The sequence below is a fragment of the Blautia sp. AF17-9LB genome (genome assembly GCF_003479185.1).
Taxonomy (GTDB): domain Bacteria; phylum Bacillota; class Clostridia; order Lachnospirales; family Lachnospiraceae; genus Fusicatenibacter; species Fusicatenibacter saccharivorans.
Genome location: NZ_QUGU01000003.1, coordinates 108,829 through 131,775, shown reverse-complemented (window position 1 = coordinate 131,775; position 22,947 = coordinate 108,829). Strand labels below are relative to the sequence as shown.

The 22,947-nt window shown below is 49.8% G+C and carries 17 protein-coding genes, 1 tRNA gene, 1 other RNA gene, 1 riboswitch and 2 other annotated features (1 of these 22 only partly in view); of the genes, 1 reads left to right on the top strand and 18 read right to left on the bottom strand.

Annotation, left to right across the window (positions count from 1 at the left end):
- Positions 1-95, bottom strand: a binding site (T-box leader) (it extends 169 nt beyond the left edge of the window).
- 125 nt (positions 96-220) lie between these two features.
- The 3 genes from DWX00_RS04815 to DWX00_RS04805 all read right to left on the bottom strand — a co-directional run bounded on the left by DWX00_RS04815 (position 221) and on the right by DWX00_RS04805 (position 2,162).
- Positions 221-673, bottom strand: a complete 453-nt coding sequence (locus tag DWX00_RS04815) for an extracellular solute-binding protein (protein WP_158568304.1) — start codon at positions 671-673, stop codon at positions 221-223.
- Positions 674-964: 291 nt separating this feature from the next.
- Entirely contained in the window at positions 965-1,993 is a 1,029-nt protein-coding gene (locus DWX00_RS04810; RefSeq protein ID WP_022462284.1) for a LacI family DNA-binding transcriptional regulator, read from the bottom strand.
- 95 nt (positions 1,994-2,088) lie between these two features.
- Positions 2,089-2,162: transfer RNA gene (locus tag DWX00_RS04805), tRNA-Pro, on the bottom strand.
- Positions 2,163-2,427: 265 nt separating this feature from the next.
- Here DWX00_RS04805 and DWX00_RS04800 point away from each other — a divergent pair.
- Positions 2,428-2,784, top strand: a complete 357-nt coding sequence (locus tag DWX00_RS04800) for a sporulation initiation factor Spo0A C-terminal domain-containing protein (RefSeq protein WP_022462283.1) — start codon at positions 2,428-2,430, stop codon at positions 2,782-2,784.
- Positions 2,785-2,941: 157 nt separating this feature from the next.
- Here DWX00_RS04800 and ilvC read toward each other — a convergent pair whose 3' ends face one another.
- The 15 genes from ilvC to spoIVA all read right to left on the bottom strand — a co-directional run bounded on the left by ilvC (position 2,942) and on the right by spoIVA (position 22,943).
- The gene (gene ilvC, locus DWX00_RS04795) at positions 2,942-3,961 is read right to left on the bottom strand and encodes a ketol-acid reductoisomerase (RefSeq protein ID WP_022462282.1); all 1,020 of its coding nucleotides are present in this window, start codon (positions 3,959-3,961) and stop codon (positions 2,942-2,944) included.
- 158 nt (positions 3,962-4,119) lie between these two features.
- Positions 4,120-4,626 carry an acetolactate synthase small subunit gene (gene ilvN / locus DWX00_RS04790; RefSeq protein WP_022462281.1) on the bottom strand — a complete coding sequence of 169 codons (507 nt, stop codon included), beginning with the start codon at positions 4,624-4,626 and terminating at the stop codon, positions 4,120-4,122.
- A gap of 121 nt (positions 4,627-4,747) precedes the next feature.
- Positions 4,748-6,550, bottom strand: a complete 1,803-nt coding sequence (locus DWX00_RS04785; RefSeq protein WP_117804051.1) for a glycoside hydrolase family 2 protein — start codon at positions 6,548-6,550, stop codon at positions 4,748-4,750.
- Between the two features lie 107 nt (positions 6,551-6,657).
- Positions 6,658-7,602, bottom strand: a complete 945-nt coding sequence (locus DWX00_RS04780; protein ID WP_118594733.1) for an AEC family transporter — start codon at positions 7,600-7,602, stop codon at positions 6,658-6,660.
- A complete protein-coding gene (locus DWX00_RS04775) occupies positions 7,599-8,624 on the bottom strand; it encodes an aldo/keto reductase (RefSeq protein ID WP_118594732.1) in 1,026 nt (341 codons plus the stop codon). Before DWX00_RS04775 ends, DWX00_RS04780 begins: the two co-directional genes overlap by 4 nt.
- A 318-nt stretch (positions 8,625-8,942) precedes the next feature.
- Positions 8,943-9,590, bottom strand: a complete 648-nt coding sequence (locus DWX00_RS04770) for a histidine phosphatase family protein (RefSeq protein WP_118594731.1) — start codon at positions 9,588-9,590, stop codon at positions 8,943-8,945.
- A gap of 5 nt (positions 9,591-9,595) precedes the next feature.
- Positions 9,596-12,040: a phenylalanine--tRNA ligase subunit beta gene (pheT, locus tag DWX00_RS04765; RefSeq protein WP_118594730.1), complete on the bottom strand. Its 2,445-nt coding sequence runs from the start codon at positions 12,038-12,040 to the stop codon at positions 9,596-9,598.
- A 31-nt stretch (positions 12,041-12,071) separates the two neighbouring features.
- Positions 12,072-13,118: a phenylalanine--tRNA ligase subunit alpha gene (gene pheS / locus DWX00_RS04760; protein ID WP_022461828.1), complete on the bottom strand. Its 1,047-nt coding sequence runs from the start codon at positions 13,116-13,118 to the stop codon at positions 12,072-12,074.
- A 164-nt stretch (positions 13,119-13,282) separates the two neighbouring features.
- Positions 13,283-13,535: a binding site (T-box leader), on the bottom strand.
- Between the two features lie 72 nt (positions 13,536-13,607).
- Complete coding sequence (locus DWX00_RS04755; protein WP_118594729.1) at positions 13,608-14,477, bottom strand: YihY/virulence factor BrkB family protein; 870 nt, start codon at positions 14,475-14,477, stop codon at positions 13,608-13,610.
- Positions 14,478-14,590: 113 nt separating this feature from the next.
- Positions 14,591-16,435, bottom strand: coding sequence for an alpha-amylase family protein (locus DWX00_RS04750; protein WP_022461830.1), 1,845 nt, complete (start codon positions 16,433-16,435; stop codon positions 14,591-14,593).
- Positions 16,436-16,687: 252 nt separating this feature from the next.
- The gene (locus DWX00_RS04740) at positions 16,688-17,665 is read right to left on the bottom strand and encodes a LacI family DNA-binding transcriptional regulator (RefSeq protein ID WP_022461831.1); all 978 of its coding nucleotides are present in this window, start codon (positions 17,663-17,665) and stop codon (positions 16,688-16,690) included.
- Positions 17,666-17,743: 78 nt separating this feature from the next.
- Positions 17,744-19,183, bottom strand: coding sequence for a SpoIID/LytB domain-containing protein (locus tag DWX00_RS04735; protein ID WP_117800944.1), 1,440 nt, complete (start codon positions 19,181-19,183; stop codon positions 17,744-17,746).
- Between the two features lie 101 nt (positions 19,184-19,284).
- Positions 19,285-19,485: riboswitch (cobalamin riboswitch) on the top strand.
- A gap of 575 nt (positions 19,486-20,060) precedes the next feature.
- Positions 20,061-21,104, bottom strand: a complete 1,044-nt coding sequence (locus DWX00_RS04730; RefSeq protein ID WP_118594728.1) for an aldose epimerase family protein — start codon at positions 21,102-21,104, stop codon at positions 20,061-20,063.
- Between the two features lie 70 nt (positions 21,105-21,174).
- A non-coding RNA gene (gene ssrS, locus DWX00_RS04725) (6S RNA) lies at positions 21,175-21,369 on the bottom strand.
- Positions 21,370-21,473: 104 nt separating this feature from the next.
- Positions 21,474-22,943, bottom strand: coding sequence for a stage IV sporulation protein A (gene spoIVA / locus DWX00_RS04720; protein ID WP_022461834.1), 1,470 nt, complete (start codon positions 22,941-22,943; stop codon positions 21,474-21,476).
- Between the last annotated feature and the right edge of the window lie 4 nt (positions 22,944-22,947).

The following is a 22,947-nucleotide window of genomic DNA, read 5'->3' as shown; positions in this document are numbered from 1 at the left end:
AGGTCAGTTCCACGGAATTCGTCTGCTGTTTCGCATCACCCAACAGCTTTCTGGATTCGGAAGCTCCATGTAGTATTCCTCTTCTTTGCCTTTTTCCTAACTTGGCTCTTATGTTACCATTTTTCTCCATCTCTGTCAAGCGCAAAACGCAGGATTCCGTAAAAATACACCCGCCGGAAAGGAGGCTCCGGCGGGTGCTCTAATACATGATTTCGTTGTTTTATTTGTTGTACTCTTCCAGGTATTTCTGGTAATCCTCTACCTGTTTTCCGTGGATTTCCTTGAGCTCATCCAGTGTAGTCGGAACAGCCAGTCCTAAGTTGTCCAGCCAGTCTTTCCAGATCCACAGAGTCTCACATGCCGGCTCTGCAACGTCGCCCGGGATACGGTAAATTCCGTTGTCTCCGGATGCATAGAACATAACGCCAGGATCTACGCTGTTGTAGTAGTCAACCATGTTGGTGTATTTCTTCATATACGGAGAAACATCCACCAGAAGGCCTGCGTCTACCCATTTCGTATAGTCAGCTTCCATGTTCCACCACCAGATGATGTCCGGTCGCTGTGTCTCATCGCCCATCAGAAGGGAAATTTTGGATGTTGCATCCGACCAGCCCGGCAGTGCAATGATATCGATATCCAGGTTGCAGCGGTCCTCCATCCATTTCTGCATTTCGCTCTCTCCTTTCCTTCCGGCGATATAATGCATTATTTTGCACCATTATTTTTTAATGTGTGATATTAACAAGGTTTTTATTCTTGCGTTTTTGTTCAGTTTAGTTTTCCTTAAATGCACCATTTTGCATTACTAATTAGTGTTTTTCTACATGGCATTTATGCACGAATTTGAATCATTGCAAAAAGGGAGCCGGAAACGCCCCGGCAGACGGTTTTTCTTCTCGTCCGCCGGGGCGTCCCTGGCTTTCTTTCTTTGTTCACTTTTTCCTGTTTTTTCTATTTCTTTCTATCCCTGGCGCTTGCACGAGGAACGGCGCACCACAACCTCCCCCGAAACGAGAATCCGCTCTTTCGGCGCTTCCGGGTGCTCCTCCCGCCATAAAAATTCATGCACCATACGGCGGCCAAGCCACTTCGTATCGACATGAACGGTTGAGAAGAACGGATACAGCATCCGGTCCTCATCATCATCAAATCCGGTCAGTGCCACATCCTCCGGCACGCGCACGCCGATTTTCCGGAAGGATTCTGTCAGTCTTTTGGCGATCATATCGTTGCCGCAGACAATCGCTTCCGGCAGTGTATCGTAGCTCGCCACAATCTTGTCAAAATTTTCCGGGTAATAAAAATGATCGCTCTCCATATTGGGGCGCACAAGCTCCTCATCGAGCGGAATGCCCGCCTGTTCCATCGCTGCAAGGAAACCGACATACCGGTCATGCATCGACTCATACGTGCTGCTGTGCTCACTTAGGAAACCGATCCGCGTCATGCCCTGCCCGATCAGATGGGACGTCAGAAGACTCACCGGCTGCACACCGTCCACACGCACGATATCGCCCATCGGCCGCTGTTCGATGCCGCAGTAATGGTCGAGCTGAAAGATGCGGTAACCCAGATTTACCAGTTTCTGCATATATTCCGGCGGCAGCATTTTAATGCAGAAGATCGCATCGATATTTTCATTCAGGCCGAGCGGCAGAATGCCGTTCGCCTCCTCCCGCTCCGTCACGACCGCAACGCGCGTCTGACAGTTATTGAGGCTCGCCTCCTCGGAGATGCCGCTCACGACACGGTCCCAATAAACAGCGGCATCCCGCGTACGCAGAACCATAATATTGTAATGCTTCTCCTGCGGTGCCCGAACTTCTTCCACATATACATTTTCGCCCAGATAGCCATTTCTTTTCGCCATCCGAAGAACTCTCTCCCGCGTCACCGGAGCTACCTTCGGATCATCCTTTAATGCCATGGCAACCGTATTCCGGGACAATCCCAGCTCCTTTGCCATACTCTGTATCGTTACTTTCCCCATAACTTCCTCCCTGTTTTTTCTGCGCAATTCATTTTTCTTCCGCACACGTCTTTGTCCGTAAGAAAAAAAGTGCCGTAAAACGACACTCTTACCGATCGGGGCAACAGGATTTGAACCTGCGACCTCACGGCCCCCAGCCGTGCGCGCTACCAAGCTACGCCATACCCCGTAATCATGTTTTCATTATACCAGCGAACTTCTGAAAAATCAATGTTATTTTTCCCTCTCCCGTTTCATTACATTCATTTCTTTATTTCGTGTCATATTCTCTTTTATTTTACTATATTGTCACTTTTTCTTTCTGAATATGTAATTTTTCGACGTTTTCCACGTATCATAAGTGAAAGGGGAAAATCGTATGCCATACAAACTTTCACCTCTGGCATGCCCGTCTGCAAAGACTATGTAAAAACTGAATAAAAGGAGACATCGTAATGGAAACTGAAATTTACTTTCTACTACACTCTTTAGGAATTGGTGCAAAATACCGCGGATTTCGCTATCTCGCCTATGGTATCGCTTTATGCATGGAAGACGAAGATTATCTCCTTCGGGTCAGCAAAACGCTGTACCCAAAGATCGCGCAAACGTTTCAGGTATCGTCCTCCTGCGTCGAACGAGACATCCGCACCGCTATTTCCGTCTGCTGGACCCGCGGAAACCGTGATCTGCTCTTTTCGCTTTCTGTGCATCCGGTTCTGACAAAACCGACCAATTCCGAATTTTTTGATATTTTAAGTTCTTATATCAAATACTACCGTGCTTTTCCTGCCTGTCGTCAGGAGGCATAAAAAAACGAATACAGAAAAGATAACACTTCCGCGCCCTATCATATTGGGGGATATGCATGGCGCGGAAGTGTTTTTTCTATGATAAAACGATAGAACGAAAAAAGGAGACTGCCCGCAAAGGCAGCCTCCCGATATGGATCATTTGACAGCAAACCGATTAGTTGTTGATCAGTTTGTCCTCGTTGCTCCAGCTGTACAGTTTTCTGACTTCTTCTCCGACTTTCTCTGACGGATGCTCTGCAGCTTTTCTTCTCATTGCACGGAAGTGAGCCTGTCCGCCTGCTGGGGACATATCCAGAAGGAAGTCTTTTGCGAAAGTACCATCCTGGATATCGGAAAGGATCTTCTTCATGGTCTTCTTGGTTTCTTCTGTGATGATCTTCGGTCCGGTGATGTAATCGCCGTACTCGGCTGTGTTGGAGATGGAGTATCTCATTCCGGAGAATCCCGACTGATAGATCAGGTCTACGATCAGTTTCATCTCATGGATGCACTCGAAGTATGCGTTTCTTGGGTCGTATCCAGCCTCGCACAGAGTCTCAAATCCAGCCTGCATCAGGGCGCATACACCGCCGCAGAGAACTGCCTGCTCACCGAACAGGTCTGTTTCGGTCTCAGTTCTGAAGGTTGTCTCCAGAAGACCAGCTCTTGCTCCGCCGATTCCAAGGCCGTAAGCCAGTGCTCTGTCCAGAGCTTTTCCGGTGTAATCCTGCTCAACAGCAACCAGGCAAGGAGTTCCTTTGCCAGCCTGATACTCGCTTCTTACTGTGTGGCCAGGTGCTTTCGGAGCGATCATAGCTACATCTACGTTCTTCGGAGGTACGATCTGTCCGAAGTGGATAGCGAAACCATGAGCGAACATCAGCATGTTGCCCTCTTCCAGGTTTGGCTCGATATCTTTTTTGTACATTGCAGCCTGTTTCTCATCGTTGATCAGGATCATGATGATATCAGCCTGTTTTGCAGCCTCAGCAGCGGTGTATACTTTGAATCCCTGTGCCTCTGCTTTTGCCCAGGATTTGCTGCCTTCATAAAGTCCAATAATAACATCACAGCCGGAATCTTTCAGGTTCAGTGCATGAGCATGTCCCTGGCTTCCGTAGCCGATAATTGCGATTTTTTTGCCTTCCAGTAAAGAGAGATTACAATCTTCCTGATAAAAAAGTCTTGCTGCCATTTTATTTTCCTCCATAATATATAGAATGTCTTGACCGGCGGCAGGTCGGTCAATTTATACAGCGAAAAGCATTTCTGCCTTTTGCTGTTTGTCAGGGAAATGAACTTTTCTATACAAAAATTTCATTCCTCTAGCAAACGTATGTAATGTGATCTGCGTTAATCGAGGTAACGCACATCGTGGGCTCCTCTGGAGAGTCCTGTCACTCCTGTTCTGGCCAGTTCCAGGATTTCGTATCCCTGTACCAGATTCAGGAATCCTTCGAGCTTTGACTGGTTTCCGGTCAGCTCTACAATCAGGCTTTCCTGTCCCACATCCACGATTCTTCCACGGAAGACATCGGAGATGGCGATGACATTGCGGCGTTCATTTTCATTCACACGGATTTTGACCAGCATCAGCTCTCGTCTGACACTCTCGTCCGGCTTCAGCTCTTTGATATCCCGCACATCGACAAGTTTTGCCAGCTGTTTTTTGATCTGCTCCAGAATCATTTCATCACTGCAGTACAGAACAACAGTCATTCTTGTGTATCGCGGGTCTGCTGTCACACCGGCGGTGATCGTCTCGATATTGTATCCGCGTCGGCTGAAAAGACCAGCTACTCTGCTTAAAAGTCCCGGCGTATTATCCACCAGCAGGGATAATGTTCTTTTCTGTTCCATAAACACCAACTTTCCTCCATCCGCAGGCGCCGCGGATTTTCAGCAATTTCTTACAACTTCCAACGCCTTATCCAATATATTAGCAACTTATCCTCACTTTGTCAACAAAAATTTTACCAAATTATTCTTTTGAGCAAAAATCTTTTGCCTCCTGTGGTTCCCATTTGCATACCTTCCGGTCATACGTAAGGATGCCGTTCGACTCCTCCTCGACATCGGTAAGCTGTGTGTAGACTGCTGCGGCAAGTCCCTGTTCTGTGAGTTCTCTTATCTTTTCTGCCAGTGCATTCATCGCTTTCTGGTACTGTGTCTGGTTCTGGTACGTGCGGTAGCCGAACGATTTTTCGGAGTAGAGATGCTCCTGTACCGGATACGTATAGCCGCCGTATTCAGAAAAAGCAAACGCGCGCTCCTCCGGTTTTACTTTTAACGGACGAAAGTAATTGTGAAGGCTCTTGATGTCCCCCGCTCCCTGATCGTACCAGCCGCTCGCGTGGTCGATCTGCCGCGTCGGATCGAGAGCGCGCACCATTTCTGTCATCTCCCTGGCATCAAACTGTCCCCATCCCTCGTTGAACAGAACCCAGAGCGACACGCACGGTGCATTGTAAAGCTGATGAACCGTCTCGCGGCACTCCCGCTTCCACCACTCTCTTCCCGTTTTTGAGGTCCGCGAAAAGAGCGGATAACAGTTATCCCTGAATTCCGTTGTCACAAACGGCAGTACGGTCGGAAGGTACAAAAGGAACGTCTGAATCGACCGGCCGCCGCCGTTGATCATATCCTGCCACACCAGCATACCGATATGGTCGCAGTGGGAATACCATCTTGCGCACTCAACTTTCAGGTGTTTCCGGATCATATTGAAACCGAGGCGTTTGGCCGTCTTAATGTCATAAACCATCGCCTCATCGGACGGCGGCGTGTAGAAGCTTTCCGGCCAATAACCCTGGTCGAGGACACCGTTCTGGAAATACGGCTTTCCGTTTAAGAGAAGACGCGTGATTCCTTTCTCATCTTTTCCAATGCCGAATTTGCGCATGCCGAAATAACTCTCGATGCGGTCTTCTCCCGCTTCAATGGAAACCCCATAGAGATGCGGATGTTCCGGGCTCCAGCCTGCAAAATTACCGAGAATCAGCTCCGCCTCGTTTTCTCTCGTCTCCCGGACGCAGATCACCTTCGCATCCGGCGCTTCGCTCTCCCGCACCGTAATTTTTTTCGTCAGTCCCGCATCCGGTCCGTTGAGGAAAACCCGTACTTTTACGCTCGCCGTATCATATTCCGGCGTGATCACGATGCGTTCCAGATACGTCTCCGGCACCCATTCCATCCAGACGCTCTGCCAGATGCCGCTCTGCGCGGTGTAAAACATGCCGCCCGGGGTAAGGCTCTGCTTTCCGCGGCCCTTCCAGTCCGTGTCCGTCTCATCGCGCACCTTGACGGCAAGCTCGTTCTCTCCCGTTTTGAGATACGGCGTAAGATCCACTGAAAAAGAAAGATACCCGCCGAGATGGCCTCCGGCACGCTTTCCGTTGCAGTAAATTACCGCATCCTGATCCACGGCGCCGAACTGCAGCAGCAGCCGTTTTCCGGCAGGAATTTTGGGAAGCTGAATCGTGCGGAAGTACCACAGATATTCTTTTGGAAGCAGCTGCCGCTTCACGCCGGACGCATCGCACTCCGGGGAAAACGGAACGAGAATTTTTCCGTCCCGCTGTTTTGGCATTTTCTGCGTTTCCGTGAACGCATACTCCCACCATCCGTTCAGATTTGTCCAGTTTTCCCGGCGCATCTGCGGACGCGGATATTCCGGAAACGGGAGCTCTTCTTCCGGATTTTTCCCAAATTCCGTAGAAAGGCGGAATTTTTTTCCTTCCTTTTTTCCAATCTGTAATGCTTTGACCGCATTTTTGAAGTCCATTCTTTTCCCTCTTTTTCTGATTTTTATGATTGATAAAAGCGTGCCCGGACAAAATCCCGGACACGCTTTTGGTGTACTGAAAATCAAAGCGGATATTCGCAATCCGGTTAGATAAACGCCAGCGTTTTCATCAGATACAGCCAGAACGTCAGCGTAAAGGCACTGCCGCACGTTGTGAGCATAACGGTGTTTGCCGTCAGACTTCCCTCATGACCCATATTTTTCGCCATGATAAAACTGCTCACCGTCGTTGCGGAACCCAGCATCACAAGGATTGCCACCAATTTTTCCTGACGGAAGCCAAGTATCACGGCGATCGGCAGAAAGGCAGCTGCAAGACCGACCAGCTTAATCGCAGCTGCAGCAATCGACGGCCGGATATTCTTTGCCGCGCTCTTTGCCTCAAACGACGCACCCATCGCAATCAGGCCGAGCGGCGTTGCAAGTACCGCAATATTCTGCACCGTTTTCTGCAGAATCACCGGCTTTGGAATGCGAAGCACCGACCAGAGAAGTCCTGCAGCGATCCCGAGGATAATCGGGTTTGTCACGATATTTTTCGCCGTCTTTTTCACAAAATCTGCCGTGATCTCCTCCCGTTCCGGACGGAATACTGCAAGAACGATAACCGCCATGATATTATACAGCGGCACACTGCTGATGATCATCAGCGGCGCCATGCCGGAATTTCCGTAGATATTCTGGATAAAGGCAATACCAAGGATCGCCGCACTGCTCCGGTACGCCGCCTGGATAAATTCGCCTCTTGCACTTCTCTCTTTTAAGAGATGGGAAAGTCCCCATACCGCAAGAATTGAGAGCAGTGTTGCAAAGAAGCAGAACAGAACGAATTTGATATCCCACACAGCGGAGAAATCAGAATCCGACAGGTCCTGGAACAGCAGCACCGGGAGTGCGATTTTAAACACAAATTTGTTCATTTTGCTTGTGAACGATTCGTCCAGAATACCAACCTTTCGAAAGAAAAGTCCCAAAATCATTGTCAGGAAGATCGGCATCGTCGCGTTCAGGCTGAAGATCAGATTACTCATACCAGTGTTTTTCCTGCCAGTACATTTTTATAATCTTCGTAGTTCTCTTCGAGAAGCTTCGGCGTATTCAGACCGTAGGGACATTTCTTCATGCAGGCGCCGCAGTGGAGACAACCTTCGATTTTCTTCATCATCGCCTGGCCGCGCTCGGTGAGCTGGTTGGCGGACGGGGAACGGCGCAGAAGCAGGCTCATGCGCGCGCAGGTGTTAATCTCAATGCCTGCCGGACATGGCATACAGTAACCGCAGCCGCGGCAGAAGTTGCCGGAGAGCTCTTTCTGGTCTTTCTCGATGATCGCCTTGATTTCATCCGTCATGGCAGGCGGACAGGCAATGTAGCTTAAGAACTCGTCCAGCTCTTTTTCTCTCTGGACGCCCCAGATCGGAAGCACGTTGTCGTACTGGTCTTCAAAAGCATATGCAGCCGCGGAGTTTGTGATCAGCCCGCCCGAGAGCGCTTTCATTGCGATAAAGCCGATATTTTTCTCTTTGCATCCCTGTACCAGTGCTTTCTCACGGTCCGTTGCCAGATAGCAGAACGGGAACTGCAGCGTCTCGTAAAGACCGGTCTCGATGATCTCCTCTGCCACGCTCATGCGGTGGTTCGTGATACCGATGTGGCGGATTTTTCCCTGTGCTTTTGCTTCCAGCATCGCCTCATACAGGCCGGTTCCATCTCCCGGCTTAGGACAGAAGGACGGATTGTGGAACTGATAGATATCGATGTAATCCGTCTTCAAAAGGGAAAGGCTTGTCTCCAGATCCTTCCAGAAGCCCTCCACATCCTTTGCCATCGTCTTCGTAGAGATAAAGACCTTCTCACGCATTCCCTCAAACGCTGCGCCTAATTTTTCCTCGCTGTCGCTGTAGGCACGCGCGGTATCAAAAAAGCGGATGCCTCCGTCATACGCTTTGCGCAGCAGATAAACAGCGTCTTCTTTCGTGACACGCTGTACCGGCAGCGCGCCGAAGCCGTTCTTGTTTACACAGATTCCTGTACTTCCCAGTGTTACCATGGACATACTTATGTTCCTCCTTTTTCGCTTTCGTTGTTTCAACTCACAGTCGGTATTTCACGGAGTCTGACATATCGAAAATAGTTCGACTGTGACTTGCCTCATGTCAGTGGAGAATACCGATTTCTCTCCGCCCGCCACTGCCGTTATGTTTCTTTTAGCAATTCATCCCACCGCTTCAGAAACGGGGGACTTCTTGTCTACTGGTGTTAAAATCCGTTATTTCTATAGTATCACACTTTCTGTCAGACGGCAAACGCGATTTAAAGAGGCAGGCACAAAGGGAAATACTTTCCTTTTATGTCTGCCTCTGAATATCATTTTTTATTTTACTTCTTTATAAAAGTTTACGCAGTCCGACGGATCATAATAGATTTTATTATCCGCAAGCAGCGTGGAAACACCGTTCTGTACTTCGATGATGCTGACCGCACAGTTGTACGGCACGCCGCCGTGCCAGAAGTCGTTCTTGTCTTCATAGACATTGCGCAGCAGCGCGCGCATGCAGCAGCCGTGGGTGGCGATCAGGATCGTCTTGTCCTGGAGCTCCGGTTTTGCAGTCAGCTCATGATAGAACGCTTCCGCCCGGTCGCAGACCTCCTGGATCGTCTCTCCGTCTCCCGCCGGGCGGAAGTGGAACGGATCTCTGTAAAAATCGTCGAAGTGTTCAGACGGAATCTCAAAATTGTTTACCCGGCATCCAAGCCCTTCCCAGGAGCCAAAGGAAAGCTCCATCAGGCGGTCGTCGGTCGTAAGCGGCACATTTCTGCCCGCAAGGACAAGCTCTGCCGTGTGCTTTGCGCGGCGCAGCGGACTGGAAATTCCAAGGTCAAACGGGATATTTTTCAGTCCTTCCGCCGTCACTTTCGCCAGACGGACACCGTTCTCATTCAGCTCGGTGTCCGACTGGCCCTGCAGTCTGCCTTCTACGTTCCACGCGGTTTCACCGTGGCGTATGATATAAAGTTTCATAAAAATCAGCCTCTCAGTTCGATGTTGAACTCATTCTGCAGTTTCTTGCAGATCTTCTCGACAAATTTCTGTACTTTTTCGAAGTCAAATGCTTCTTCCTTCGGTGCAAAGGTGACGGTGAACGCCATGCTCTTCTTGCCTTCCGGAATCTGACCGCCCTCGTAAACATCGAACAGACGGATCTCTTTTACGTATTTGTTTGCCTCGCGGATGCAGTTCTCTACATCGCCGCAGCTGATGTTTTTGTCCATGACAAATGCCAGATCACGTTTCTCCTCCTGGAATTTGGAGATCGGCTGGAAGGTGCGTTTTTTGCCGTACCATCTGGAGAGCTCTTTTAAGTCAAGCTCCATGATGTAAGCGGAAGTACGCATGCTCAGCTCGTTCTGGATATCGTATGCTGCTTTTCCGAAGTATCCGATTTCTGTACCCTCGCAGAGTACTTTCACTGCCTGATACGGATGCAGGAAGGATTTCTGAACCGGCTCGTAGGTGAACTCAATGTCCATGCTCTCGGCGATGGTGTTGGCGATGCCCTTCATCGTGAAGAAGCTCTCGTTGTTTCCGAAGGTTCCGACGCAGAGAACTTTTCTCTCATCCGGGTAGGATGTCAGCGGCAGGGACTCCGGAATGTAGATGCTTGCTACCTCGAACAGTCTTCCTTCAAGGGTGCCCTGTTTCTCATTTCTGGAAATGGCATTCAGCATGGAAGCTGCCAGTGTGGTACGCATCAGGGACAGATCCTGGTTGATCGGGTTGATGATCTCGATGGCATTTCTCTCTTTTGCATCTGCCGGCAGTTTCAAAAGATCCAGATCTGCAGGGGAGAAGAAGGAGTAATGCATGCACTCGTAGATACCCATGGTGCATAAGGTATTCTTCAGTGCCAACTCGCCTTTCTGCTCTTCATTGTAGCCGCCCATCGTTACCTGTGCAGCGGAAAGGAAGGTATCAGTTACGTGATCGTAGCCGTACATACGGATGACTTCCTCTGCCACGTCCGGATAGCGCTCGACATCGTTCTCTCCCTCCGGCAGCATATCCTCACGGTAAGCCGGAACCTGGATGGTCAGCTCATCGCCGTTGATTTCCGGTGCAAAGTTCAGGTTTTTCATAATGCGGAGAATCTCTGCTTCCGGAACTTCGATACCGAGTACGCCGTTTACTTTGCTGACACTGACGGTCATCGGAGTCGGATCGATGGAGTTTCCGGTGTTCACATCGAAATGGGTACGGGAAACTTTACCGCAGCCAAGCTCTTCCATCAGATGCAGGGCACGTTTCATACCAAGTACGGTTGAATACTCGTCCACGCCTTTCTCATATCTTGCACTGGCATCCGTCGCTTTTCCAAGCGCACGGGCTGTCTTTCTGACGTTGTCGCGTGCGAATTTTGCGGACTCAAACATAACAGCCTCTGTCGTGCCGCGGATCTCGGAGTTTAAGCCTCCCATGACACCGGCAAGTGCAACCGGTTTTACGCCGTCGCAGATCACGAGGTTGTTCTCATTCATTGTGTATTCCTGCTCATCGAGGGTCACGATCTTTTCATTTTCTTTTGCTCTTCTGACACAGATTTCATTGCCTTCCAGATAAGAGCAGTCAAAGGCATGCATCGGCTGACCGATCTCTTTTAAGACGTAGTTTGTGATATCAACCACGTTGGAGATTGCGGACATGCCGACGAGTGCCAGACGGCGTTTCATCCATGCCGGGGACTCTCCGATTTTTACATCATATACGTAATGAGCGCTGTAACGCGGGCAGAGTTCCGGAGCTTCCACGCGGACAGAGAAGCCTTCTTTTTCCACATCCGTCTCGGTGTAATCGGTTGCCGGCATTTTTAAAGGTTTTTCCAGCATCGCCGATACTTCTCTTGCGATACCGAGGATACTCTGGCAGTCCGGTCTGTTTGCAGTCAGGGAGATATCAAAGATCCAGTCGTCAAGACCTGTCAGCTCTTTGACATCTGCGCCAAGCTCGGCATCTTCCGGCAGAACAAGCAGTCCGTTGTAGCCTGCGCCCGGGTACAGATCCTCGGTAAGGCCGAGCTCCACGCCGGAGCAGAGCATTCCGCAGGACTCATATCCTCTTAATTTTCCTTTTTTGATGGTCATAACACCCTCGATGGTCTTATGATCTTTTGCTGTTGCATAAACAGAAGCGCCAGGAAGGGCAACCGGGAATTTTCCGCCGGTGCGCACGTTGTCTGCACCGCAGCAGATCTGCATGGTGCCGTGTTCTCCTGCATTTACCTGGCACACATGAAGATGGGTCTCCGGGATCGGCTCGCAGCCCTCCACCAGACCGACAACAACATTGCTGATGTCTTTTCCCACCTGATAACGCTCTTCTACTTCAAAACCGCCGTCGAACAGTTTTTTCTCCAGTTCTTCCGGGGTAACATCAATATCTACATATTCTTTCAGCCAACTTAACGGTACTAACATATTAAACCTCCAAATTCAAACTGTTTCGTCTTTATTTCTCGTTAATCTGATTTAAAACCCGCAGATCGGAACCGAATAACAGTTTGATGTTGTTGATTCCGTATTTCAGCATGGCGATACGCTCCAGGCCGATACCAAAAGCGAAGCCGCTGTATTCTTCTGAATCAATGCCGCAGTTCTCCAGCACGCGTTTGTTTACAATACCTGCTCCAAGGACCTCGATCCAGCCGGTTCCCTTGCAGAGGCTGCATCCTTTTCCGCCGCAGGCGAAGCAGCTGCAGTCTACCTCAACGGACGGCTCCGTGAACGGGAAGTAAGACGGACGGAGACGGGTTGTGGTTCCCTCGCCGTAGATCTTCTGTACGAGTACGTCGAGCATTCCTTTCAGGTCGCAGAGGGTGATGTTTTTGTCGACAACGAGTCCCTCCATCTGATGGAACATCGGAGAATGGGTTGCGTCGTCATCAGACCGAAAAACACGTCCCGGGGAAAGGATCTTGATCGGCGGCTTTTTGTTTTCCATGACATGAATCTGGCCTGCCGATGTCTGGGTACGAAGCAGGAATTCCGGGGAGAGATAGAAGGTATCCTGCATATCTCTTGCCGGGTGATCCTGTGGTGTATTCAGTGCAGTAAAGTTGTAGTAATCGGTCTCGATTTCTCTTCCCTCGTATACCTCAAAGCCCATGCCTGCAAAGATGTCGATGAGCTGTTTGCGGATCAGGGTAACCGGATGAAGGTTTCCGATCGCTGTCTCTTCTGCCGGAAGGGTCAGGTCGATTTTCTCGGACTCATATTTCTTCTGCAGCTCGCGCTCTTTCATCTCCTCTTCCACTTTCTGGAAGCGGCCAAGCGCCCACTCTTTTAACTCATTGACGGATTTACCGTAGTTTGCGCGCTCTTCCGGGGCAATGTTTTTCATTTCTTTCATCAGCCCGCTGATCTTACTTTTCTTTCCTTCCAGATACTCGCTCTTAAATTCATACAGTTCTTTGGAGCTTTTCAGCTCTTCCAGTCCATTTTCAATCTTCTGTTTTAATTCAGACAGATGGCCGGTTAATACACTTTTTTCCTGCATTTGACTCTCCTACTTTCTTTTTCTTGCTTGTTTGATGGTAAATGTGAAAAACAATCAGATACCCCGCTGCAAACAGCGGAGCATCTGATTTTCGTGGCAGTCGCCAGATATCCATGCAAGCATGGCTGCCTGGCTCGTTGCTCACAAAAAAAGACCCCGCCCCACAAAGGGACGAGATCTGAAATTTCGCGGTACCACCCTGATTTCTGCAGATACTTCCTGCAGACACTCATAACCGGTGCTGTAACGTACACCAAACGTCTGTCCCTACTTGCATTTCCAGTATCCTGCTATGCGTTCCGGACATCTGCTCCAATGCGAAATTTGAAATATTCCTGAACCTGAAGGAGCTTGCAGCCGATGACTCCCTCTCTCTGGCGGAAAAAATATTTCTCTGAACATCTTCACAGCATTTTTCCTGTTAGATTATTTATAAAACTTTCATAAACAATGTTTATTGTACCGTCTTGACCCCCGGATGTCAAGCCATTATTTTCCCGCTTCTTTATTTGTCTCTTTATTTTCTATAAAATGCTCGATCGCCGCGTTCTGCAGTTTCCGCAGTTTATCCTCAAAATACGCGTTGATCTCCGCGCCGATCAGAAGGATCCACATGCAGAAATACATCCAGATCATGATAAACACGATCATCGTCAGACTGCCGTACATATTGGACGCTGCAAGCGCGATGTCGAGATACATGGAAAATGCAAGGGAAAAAATAGACCAGGCAAGGGATGAGATCAGTGCGCCCGGGCACTGGCTCTTAAAGCTCGCCTTCCGGTTCGGAATGCATTTATACAGCACCAGGAACAGAACCGCCAGCACGCCTGTCGTAATCAGGGTACGCATGCCCATGATAGAGGATGTCACGCGCGCCACCATCGGCAGATGTTCCGTCAGCTTATTCTGAATGCGGGTTCCGAAGACCAGAAGCACCAGACTGGTGAGGAATGCAGCGGCAAATATCAAGGTATATGCCATGCCCCGCAGCCGGTTGATGATGTAATTACGTGTCTCTGTTACGTGATAAATGCTGTTCAGCCCGTTTGTCAGCGCCGCAATGCCCTTTCCCGCCGACCACAGCGTTGTGATGATCGTAATCGGCATATAGGCAACGGACTGATAAAAGATCTCATTTACAATACCGCCCACGTAGCTCTGGAACTCCGTGGGCAGCATATTGATCAGAACGCTGTAAACATCGTCGCGTGTCAGCGGCGTATATTTTACAAGCGTAACAACCAGAAGAACAAACGGAATAAAGGAAAGAAGAATGAAATACGCGCTCTGCGCTGCATAAGCACCGACATGGTCCTCATTCAGGCGCTTCATAAAACCGCGGATTGTTTTTATCATCTGGCAAAACCGCCTTTTCTTTGTTTTCGTGAATCTATCCCATTCTTGCACATATATCGTACTTCAGGATAGCCTACAAAGCATATCATACTTTTCTTTCCTTCGCAAGGGATTTAATTCCATTTCCGGTAATACCATGCGTAACCGCGTGCCGGAACCGGAACGCCGCGCAGAACACGTTTCTCGCCGGTAAACAGATCCTTCCAGGTGAACTCACCCATATCGATCCAGGCCGTGCGGTCTTCATTGCTGAAGTTAAAGAGACCCGTTACCATCTCATTGCCGGATTTTCTGCAGACACAGAGAAGCGCCGTATCATACGTTTCCTCGGTCCAGACATCCGCCTCACCCTCAAACGGACGGTATTTGAATTTCAGCTCCTCCATCTTTTTCATCGAAGCAAAAATCTGATTCTGAACCGTTCCTTTTTTCTCCTTCTGGGGCTCCAGATCCCAGCGGAAGTGGCCGCGGTGCAGATAACGGCTGTCGGCTGCGCGGTCAGAATCTTCACTCTCTTTGTAGGAATAATCGTTGACCTGGCCGATCTCATCGCCGCTGTAGATAACCGGAATACCAGACTGGATGAAAAGGTATGCGTTCAGCATCTCAATTCTCTGGATCGCCTGTTCGGTCTTCGCCTCATTCTGCTCAAAGCCTGCCGCCTCAAGTCCACACAGGGAAGCGGTTGTTCCGCAGAGACGCGCATCCTGCAGCACCGGATCGTCGTTATAGAGCTCTCCTCTTGCGTCGCTTCCCTCCACATAACCGCGGAAATAGTCATTCAGATATTTCTTATGCGGTGCCTCGGCGATGCCGAACTGTTTCAGCCATTCGTAATCGAGGCCCCAGCCGATATCATCGTGGCATCTCAGATAGTTCAGGAAGACATAGTCCTTCGGCAGTCTCGTCACAATATCCATCTGATGTTTCAGCAGGCGGGTATCTGCCGTTGCAATGGTGTGCCAGGTGGATGCCATCGTCGTTACGTTGTACAGCATATGGCATTCCGGTTTCTCGAGTGTTCCGAAGTACGGAACAACCTTTTCCGGCTCCATGACAACCTCGCCGAGCAGCAGAACGCCCGGGCAGACGATCTCGGTGATCATACGCATCATGCGGACAATGGTATGTACCTGCGGCAGGTTACGGCAGGTGGTGCCGAGCTGTTTCCAGATGTATGGAACGGCATCAATGCGGACGATATCGATTCCCTGGTTGACGAGATAGAGCATATTGTTTACCATCTCGTTAAAGACAACCGGGTTCGCATAGTTCAGATCCCACTGGTATGGATAGAACGTCGTCATGACAAATTTATGGCAGTCCTCTCTCCAGGTAAAGTTGCCCGGTGCCGTTGTCGGGAATACCTGCGGACAGGTCTTTTCATATTCGGACGGAATATCGTAGTTGTCGAAGAAAAAGTAACGGTCCTGGTACTCTTTTTCACCGGCAAGTGCACGTTTTGCCCATTCATGATCCTCGGAAGTGTGGTTCATAACGAAATCCATACAAAGGCTCATGCCCTGGTCATGGCATTTTTCAGAGAGGGCAGCCAGATCTTCCATCGTTCCAAGGGACGGCTGTACCGTGCGGTAATCGGCAACCGCATAGCCGCCGTCGCTTTTTCCCTTCGGCGTTGCAAGGAACGGCATCAGATGCAGGTAGTTGACGTTGCACTCTTTTAAATAATCCAGTTTTTTCTCAAGGCCGCTGATGTTATCTGCGAATGCGTCGATGTACAGCATCATACCGAGCATTTTCTGGCTCTTGTACCAGTCTTTCTGTTTTTCTCTTTTCCGATCCAGCGCTTTCCATTTTTTATTCCGCTCTTTGTACCACTGCTCCATGGCTGCACAGAGTTCCTCAAAGCGTCCCTGGCCGTTTGGATACAGCTCACAGTAGAGCCATTTCAGCTCGTCGTAGTGTTTTTCGAGTCTTCTCTGATATTCCACTGTCATGTTGTTTATTCTCCTTTATCTTATTCTTTATTTTGTCACATCATTCCGGTAACGGTAATTCTGTGTTACGTTTCTTCTCTTGCAGTATACCGTTGTGTGAATTATATGTCAACCGTTTACATACCATATTTTTCAACAAATTTCCGGCTTCTTCTTTGTCTTTTTTGCTATTTTTCTGTCTATCGTTTACCGCAGGGCAGAAAAAAACTCCGCGGTTTCTTTTTTCCGCAGAGTTTTCTTTTCGTTTTTGTTTCACGCCGAATCGCGCACCACAAGGCTCACCGGCATGGTCGTCACATTCGGCACCATCTCTCCCTTTCTTCTCCGGTCGATATACGCAATGGAAAGCTCCGACATTTCCTCAATCGGCTGATGGATCGTCGTGATGGAAGGCGTGGTAATCCCGGCGATCACAGTGTCATCAAACCCGACAACTTTAATATCCTCCGGCACCCGTTTTCCCATGGCGTAAAGGCGCTGGAGTACCTGTGCGGCAATCAGGTCACTGCTTGCAAAAATGCCGTCCGTCTCCGGGTGCTCCAGAAGGCCCTTTTCAATATAGGATTCATAGTGCATGGAGCCGTAGCTTAAGCGGTCACTCAAAAGAACTTCCCCTTCAATCCCCCGCTCCCGGCAGACACGCAGGAATCCATCCGCACGCCGGTCCGCCGGCATATCTCTTCCGACGATTCCGCCGAAATGAAGCAGATGGCAGCAGCCGCAGTCCGCAAGATGCGATGCTGCAAGCGCTCCTCCCTGCTCGTTGTCACACTGGATTGTAATGGCCTCCGTATTTTCCTCTCGCTCGAAATTGACGATCGGAATTTTCAGATCATGAAACTTTTCAATCTGCACATCGCGGCTTGCCATCACAACGCCGGTTACACGGTTGGAGATGAACATATCGAGATATTCGGTTTCTTTCTCCGGCTGATCTTTCGAGTTGCAGAGCAGAATCTTGTAGCCCCGCTTTGCCGCCGCGCTCTCGAGTGCACTGATCATTTTACTGAAAAACGGGTGCGAGATGTGCGGAACGATAACCCCGATCGTATTGGAATGCGCTTTTGCCAGGGAACGCGCCAGCTCATTCGGCTGGTAATTCATCTCCTGCATCGCCTGCGTTACTTTTTTTCTTGTCTCTTCACTGATGTATCCGCGGTTGTTGATCACGCGGGAAACCGTCGTCGCCGTAACGCCGGCGCGTGCCGCTATGTCCTTGATTGTCGCCATGTTTCTCTCCTCGTCATTTTCTAACTGTTTTTCACTTTCGCCCATTATAGCACAAAAAATCTGTTTTCGGTGATTTTTTTAAAAAAGGGAACGGCAGTCGCCGATTTCGATGTTCTGGTAAAAATAGCGGAGAATCTCCTCATACGATTTTCCCTGCTCTGCCAGATGTTTCGCACCGTTCTGTGACATGCCGACGCCGTGGCCGTAGCCGCCGCCGTAAAATGTAAAGGAGACAGCCGTTTCCCCTTCTTTTTCCGGAACCACGATAAAGCAGGCACTCGGAAGCAGCTCCATCTCACAGCTTACAGTTCCGTCATTTTTCTGAATCGGCCAGCCTTTCGCCGAGAGGAACTTTCGGATCTGATACTCTCCCTCGATTTCCATGGATCCTTTTTCTCCCTCGATACGGACGGTTTCTGCCGCACCTCCCTCTGACCGCCGCCGCACCTCAATCCCCGTGATCTCCCCGATTTTTTGATCCGCTGCCCGTTCTGACAGCACATCCGCCGGAATCGTCACCTGCCAGCGGTACCAGCCGTCCTCCACTTCCAGACTTGTGCTGTCCCTTTTGGTGATAAACGATGCAAACGCCTCCTCCGTCTCCGGTTCCTGCTTCTCCCCGCCTACCGTCACGCTCTTCAGATATTCTGCCGTCTCCGCCGTATTCCACACTTCATCCGTACTCGTCTTCCCGCAGGAGGTTGAGAAAAAATACGCCTGAATTGGTTCCCCGCCGCAGGTAATGATTTTTCCTTCTGTCTCCGCCACCGCAGCGTCTGTCTCCGGCTGCGCTTCCATATTGTGGTAGACCTGACTTTCCACGCTGTCGTCTACATCCGCGTGGTAGTTCTCCCACGTTTTTTCACGAATCCTGGCACACGCATACGTTCTCGCACAGACCGCCTGTGCTTTTAATGCCTCCTTTTCATAGGAGGACGGCATCTCACTCGGCACGACATACCGAAGATACATTTCCAGATCAAGTTCATTTACAACGAGAAGTCCCTCTTCGCTTTTATAGATGACAAAACTTCCCGGATAAACCGTCTCGTCCTCCGGCTTTCCCGTAAGGGAAACCGCCGTTCCCGCCGTCTCATCGGCCGGCACCACATGCACAACTTCCCCGCATTCCTGTTCCGTCACACAGATCGTCTCCTGCGGGGAAGCTATGTATGCGCCGTCGTTCATGGAAAGGCTTGCGTTTCCACGCAGGGACACCTGTTTCTGTGCGTATCCCAGCTTTCCGCAGTCTGTCAGAAGGACACGGATCTGCACCGGTCCGGCTGCCGTTGTTTCTTTTTGTTCTTCCTTTTTACTGTTCAGAAAAGCCGCGTTTTCCTGTTCCATATTCTGTATCGTCTCCTCCTGCTTTTTGCCTTCCATCGTCTCCGTCCTGCTTTCTGCTGTCGCTGTCTCTTCCGGCGCATCCAGACGGCGCTTCACAACAAACAATAACAGCAGCAGGAGAATCCCCACTCCTAACAGTATCAGTTCCAATTTATCATTTTTTCTCTTCATATCTCATTCTATGCACACGGCTTTTTGTCTGATTCCTTTTCTTTTTGCGATTTTTCCTTGACAAATACCGCCCTATGGTATATAGTACGGTTGTGTATAAATTTCATATCAACATCCAGAGTGCATCAAAAGAAGATCCGTCTTTTGGTGAGAGAGGGAATTCAGGTGAGATTCCTGGGCGATCCGGTCACTGTAATCAGGGAGTGAAGCATAACAAATCCATTGTATGTCCGCAACATATGAGAAGGAATGTGGAACGATGATCTGTAAGTCAGGAAACCTGCTCTGTATGCATAGGGTTGATGCTTCCGATGAAAGCTTCCATTCAAAGACTATTATGGGATATGGAATGTCTGAAAATTTTCGATTAGATTTTTAGAAACCTTCGAGCGAGATTTATGCATTGCATTAAACGGCCGGGTAAACCGTTTCAGATTCTGGTTTCGCCTGTTCTTAGTCAGGCGCCATCCTCCGCTTAAAGGTGTCTGCTATTCCGCTTGCAGGTTGATTCAGATGGCGAAGCGGTTACCCACCTCTGAAAAGAATATGACATAACTGGTAAGATTCTGTTGGATTCGAAAACAGGGTCTTTTCTTTTTCTGTTTTTTCAGAATTCGTTTTCTGCATATTTTCCCATAAAAAGGCTCCCCGCCTGCGCTCCTGTTTTCACAGGACGCTGCAGGAAGGGAGCTTTTTTATGCTGTTTCTATAGCAAGACCCGAAAATAATGCAAAAAAGGCAGTGCTGCAGAGCGCGAATTGCAAGGAACAGATTTGAAGGCGTACCGAGGTACGACGAAAATCTGTGACGCAGTAATTCACGCTCTGCGGTGCTGAATTTTTTGCATTATTTTCGAGGATTGCTATAAAATAGGATCTTAGAAAATGAATTTGTATACGGTTGTGGTGTCGTAAGTATCGCCTGCCTCGAGGATCGGTTTCTCCTCACCCTCCTGGTTGATGGCATTCGGCACATACTGAGATTCCAGGCAGAAGCCGTTGCGTTTGTCATAGAATACCCCATTCTTTCCGGTAACCGGAGCAATGAAATTTCCGGCGTAGAACTGAACGCATGGCAGATCCGTGAAGGCTTCCATGGTGATGCCGCTCTCTTTGCAGGATGCGACTGCCATCAGCTCAATGCTTCCCTCGACAGCCTTGTCCAGGATAAAGTTGTGGTCGTAGCCGCCGGTCAGTTTGAGCTGTTCGAAATCTGCTTCGATCTCTGCTCCGATTGCTTTCTCGCTGGTGAAATCCATCGGGGTTCCCTGTACCGGTGCATGCTCGCCGGTCGGGATAGATGCAGAATCGATCACCGGGCTGAACTGCTCCGCTTTTAAGACAAGTGTCTGGTTCTCAATAGATCCGGCATCGTGGCCTGCCAGGTTGAAGTAGCTGTGGTTTGTCATGTTGACAACGGTATCCTGATCGCAGCTTCCCTCATAGTGGATTTCTACGGCGTTCTCATCGGTCAGGGTATACGTAACGGACACTTCAAAGTTTCCCGGGAATCCCTGGTCTCCGTCCGGGCTCATCAGAACGAAGGTAACGGCGCTGTCATCCGCCTCTTCTACGTCCCAGAGGCGGTAATCGTATCCGTCCGGGCCGCTGTGCAGGTTGTTGTTGTTCTCATTTTTTGCCAGCTGGTATGTTTTTCCGTGCAGTTCAAATGCTGCTCCCGCGATACGGTTTCCGTTTCTTCCGATGGTGGCTCCAAAATGGCTTCCGTCGGTCTCATAGCCGGTTACGGAGTCAAATCCAAGGACAACGTCTCTCTTCTTTCCATCCTTATCCGGAACGAGAACCGATACCAGATGTGCGCCGTAATCGGTTACGCTGATTTCCATTCCGTTTTTATTGGAGAGCGTGTAGAGCAATGCTTCTTTTCCGTCTTTTGTTGTTCCAAAACCCTGTTTTTTCATGTTCCTTCTCCTTTTGGTTGTATGTAACGTATAAAAGAGAACCATTTTCATGATTCTCTTTTTTCTCTTTTGTAACCCCGGAATGCCGTTTCCCATACTTTGACTCCTAGCAACGCAAGCTAGGTGGGTAGCCGCAGTCATCATTTCTGCCTTCCACTGACGTCTGTTTCCAGGGTGGCCTGACATCCACATGACAATAATAAGCCTCCCGTTTAAAGTAAATGTAGGTTCAAAATAATGAGATCATCGAACATTCCAGGAAGTTACATTTTTCTTCTTTTCTTTTCACAATTCGGATTATACGCTATTTTGGTTCGCTTTTCAAGTATTATTGCACAATTACTCAAAAATATTCGAACAGCTTTTGTATTAAATGATAATACACACCATTCCGCCCCGGCTGTCGTTGACAATTTTCTGCATGGAATCCTGGAGCTTTGCCTGGCCGTCCTCGGTGATCTGGGCGATTTTGCTGCGGATGCCGTCGTCAACGAGCTGCTCGACGGATTTGCCGAAAATGTTGGTATTCCAGATTCCCTCCGGGCTCTTTGCGCTCTCTTTGATATAGGCGATCAGATCCTCCGCCTGCTGCTCACTTCCGACGATCGGCGCAATCTCCGTCTCGATGTTGGCCTTGATCATATGAATCGACGGGCTCACCGATTTAATTTTCACGCCGTATTTGTTTCCCTGATGGATCACGGCTGGCTCCTCCAGCTGAATCTCCTCCCTCCCCGGAATCACGACGCCGTAGCCGCATCCGCGCACCGCATGAATCGCGTCCTCTACCTTGCGGTACTCTTCCCGCTGTGCCGACAGCTCGCGGATCGTCTGCACCAGATCATACTCGCCTTTGATCTCCACGCCGGCAAGTACACTCAGCATTTCATAATAATACTGCTCTTTCACCTCAATCCGCACCTTCACCGTACCGCTCGCAAGATCCATCGACTGCAGCAGTGTCTGGCTGACATACTGACTGGCAATCGCTGTTTTTCCGCCCACTGCATCCTTCAGACGCGTCTTTTCCCTGCACATCTCACGGATCTTCTGCAGCAGCTCTGCCTTCAGCGGATGGTCATCGGCAAGAAGCTCCACCCATTTGGGAATATAAAATTCCATCTGCTGAAGCGGAAACTCATACAGCACCTTTTCGAGCATATGCAGAATATCTTCTTTGCGGAGCTGGTCGCAGTTCACCGCCATCGCTGCCACGCCGAATTTTGTTTCAAGCTCCTTTACCTGCCGCTGTGTCTCCTCCCGGTACGGTTTTTTCGCATTCACAAGAATCAGGAAGGGCTTTCCCTGCTTTTTGAGCTCCGCAACGGTCCGTTCCTCCGCCTGCAGAAAATTCTCCCGCGGCAGCTCGCCGAACGATCCGTCGCACGTCACCATAAGACCGATCGTGGAATGTTCTGCGATCACCTTCTTCGTACCGATCTCCGCCGCCTCCCGGAACGGAATCGCCTGCTCGGACCACGGTGTTTTCACCATCCGCTCCTTCTCATTTTCCAGATTTCCCGCCGCGTCCGGCACCAGAAAGCCGACGCAGTCGATCAGTCGCAGCCGGATCGGATCGCCCTCCCCAAGCTGCAGCTCCACGGCATCTTTCGGCACAAATTTCGGCTCCACCGTTGTGATCGTCTTTCCCTCCCCGCTTAAAGGCAGGGCATCCCGTACCTCCGCCTGTTCCTTTTCCGAAAGATACGGCAGTGCCAGCACCTCCAGGAAACGGCGGATCAGGGTGGACTTTCCCGTCCGTACAGGCCCCACCACTCCGATCAGGAACTGGCCCTTCGTTCGTTTCTGAATATCGCGGTATACTGAATATGCATCCATGCGC